The 2,134-nt window shown below is 63.8% G+C and carries 1 protein-coding gene and 1 pseudogene; one reads left to right on the top strand and one right to left on the bottom strand.

What is annotated here, in order from left to right:
* Positions 1-160 precede the first annotated feature (160 nt).
* Complete coding sequence (locus QZY03_RS02610; RefSeq protein WP_295578013.1) at positions 161-1,084, bottom strand: PilC/PilY family type IV pilus protein; 924 nt, start codon at positions 1,082-1,084, stop codon at positions 161-163.
* A 32-nt stretch (positions 1,085-1,116) separates the two neighbouring features.
* Here QZY03_RS02610 and QZY03_RS02605 point away from each other — a divergent pair.
* A pseudogene (locus tag QZY03_RS02605) lies at positions 1,117-2,133 on the top strand (transposase); the annotation flags it as partial.
* Between the last annotated feature and the right edge of the window lies 1 nt (position 2,134).

Below are 2,134 nucleotides of genomic sequence, written 5' to 3'. Positions count from 1 at the left end.
GGGAGCGGCGTCCCGCCGCGATGCGGTGCCGCGGTGATCGCTATACCTGCGGCTGCGCGCCCGGCCCCGTCGCGGCGGGACGCCGCTCCCACGGGGTCGCTGCGCGACTTTCACAAATCACTGAACCGGTCGGACTGAGGTCCGGCCGGCCGCGGAGGGGTCAATGCACCTGCAGCCAGGAGCGTCGTCCGCCTTTCAGGTCGACTGGGTTCTCGGTGGTGACCTCGACACCGGCATCCTTGGCCCCGCTTGCGAATTTATACTCGCGGGTTCCGGCGGCAATGATCGCCGGCTCCTGAATCGGCCCAACCTTGGACTTCTTGCCGGAAGGGGTGATGAGGACCGTCTCTCCGTCCTCTCGCTGAATGGGCGCCAGATCCAGGAGGTTGAAGACCCCGTCACCGTTGAGGTCGAACAGCACCTCGCTGACTTGTTTGCCGTCCAGGAAATTGAGTTCCATCAGCCAACCCTCGCCGCCGAAGTCGCAGACCACGTCGGAGGGGATCATGGTCGTGAAAATGATGCGGCCGCCGCGCGCCCGCGGCTCGGTGACTTGGATCTCGCCAAGCGCACCCTCAATCGGGTGCACGAGTTTGAGGTACCAGCCCAGGTGGGTGCTTGGCGGCGTGCCCTCGGGTTTGTCGCCGGTCTTGTGCCAGACGATCGGGTTGGAGGTGGTGACGCGGATATCGAAATCTCCGAGTGCCTGTTCTTTGACGATCTGTTGCGCCAACAGGTGTTCGCTACGGATGTCGCTGGTGCCGTCGAGGCGGTCCCAGACCCCGTAAAACGCATTGATCTTGGCCTGGTTGGTGTTGGGAATGCGGTCCGCGGTCCGGTAATAGGAGCCGGTGCCGAACAGAACCATGACGCCGCCTTGGGGATGGCGGACCACCTCCGGGCGCACGGTGATGGGTTGGTATTCGCCGGGGGTTACTGTGGTTGACGGTGTCGTGACGTTCTCTGTGTGTTCGACCCAGCCCCAGCCATTGGCCTTACAGGTTTTTCCGTCTTTCTTGCAAGTGATGCACTCCCAGGTCTTGGTCGTGACGGGCGTCGTGGTGGTGGTCGTAACCCCAAGCACATCGGCGCGCCCGACCTGCGGATTCGCTCAACCCGAAGACGGGGCGTAAGGTGTTTGGCTGCCAGACCACCTTTGACCACGCGGCCAAGGCCAACCAGAGTCGGTATCCCTGGGCGCCGACCATTGTGACGGTGGTCCTGCGGAAGGTGATTCACGGCCGGTGGAGTGGCGTGCCGTTGGCCTTCGCGTTCTCTTTGCGCCGGATCACGCTGCGCGATCACTGCATTCGCGTGCGCGGCGACGCCCTGCGTTTTCAGACCAAGTTGGCCCAGGCGGCCGCGCTGATCCAGCGGATCGGGGCGGTTTTTCCCACGGTCCCGGTGCTGGTGGTGTGCGACAGTTGGTTCGGCAACAATGGGTTGCTCAAGCCGTTACGGCAGGCGTTAGGGCCGCGCGCGCAGTTGCTGTCGCGGCTACGCACCAATGCCGCGTTGTATGACCTGCCGACCCCCACGCCCGGGCGCGCCGGGCGTCCGCGCACGTATGGGGAGCGTTTGGGCAACGCAGCGTCGTTGGCCACCACGTTGCAGCCGGATGTGCAGGCGTATACCCTCAACCTGTATGGCACGCTGCGCACGGTCATGGCGGTCGACCGCGTGGTGATGCTGAAGACCCTGCGCTGCCAGGTGCGCGTGGTGTGGGTCTTTCGCACCACCCAATGGGTCGCCTTGGTCACCACGGACCTGGACCTCTCCGTCGCGCAAATTATTGAATATGATGGCGCGCGGTGGAAAATTGAAGCCGGATTTCGAGAAATCAAGCAGGAGATCGGCAGTGCCGAGACGCAGACCCGCAATCCCGATGCCGTGACCAATCATCTGAATTTCTGCATGGCGGCGACCGCCATCACTTGGATTTATGGCGCGCATCTGGAGCACGCGCCGCCGCGCCGGTATTCGACCACCAAGCGCACCGAATATGCCTTTGCCGACCTGCGGCGCCGGCTCGCACAGGACCTCGGCGGGGAGGGTTTCGGTAGCGATTGCGGGGGGGCTAACAAACCAACGCAAAATCCCCTGATCGCCGCGGTAATGCGGCTCGTGGCGTAAT

It is taken from the genome of uncultured Lamprocystis sp. (assembly GCF_903933125.1).
In the GTDB taxonomy this organism is placed as follows: domain Bacteria; phylum Pseudomonadota; class Gammaproteobacteria; order Chromatiales; family Chromatiaceae; genus Thiodictyon.
Note: the sequence above shows the minus strand (reverse complement) of the source record. Positions and strands in the feature narration are given on the sequence as shown.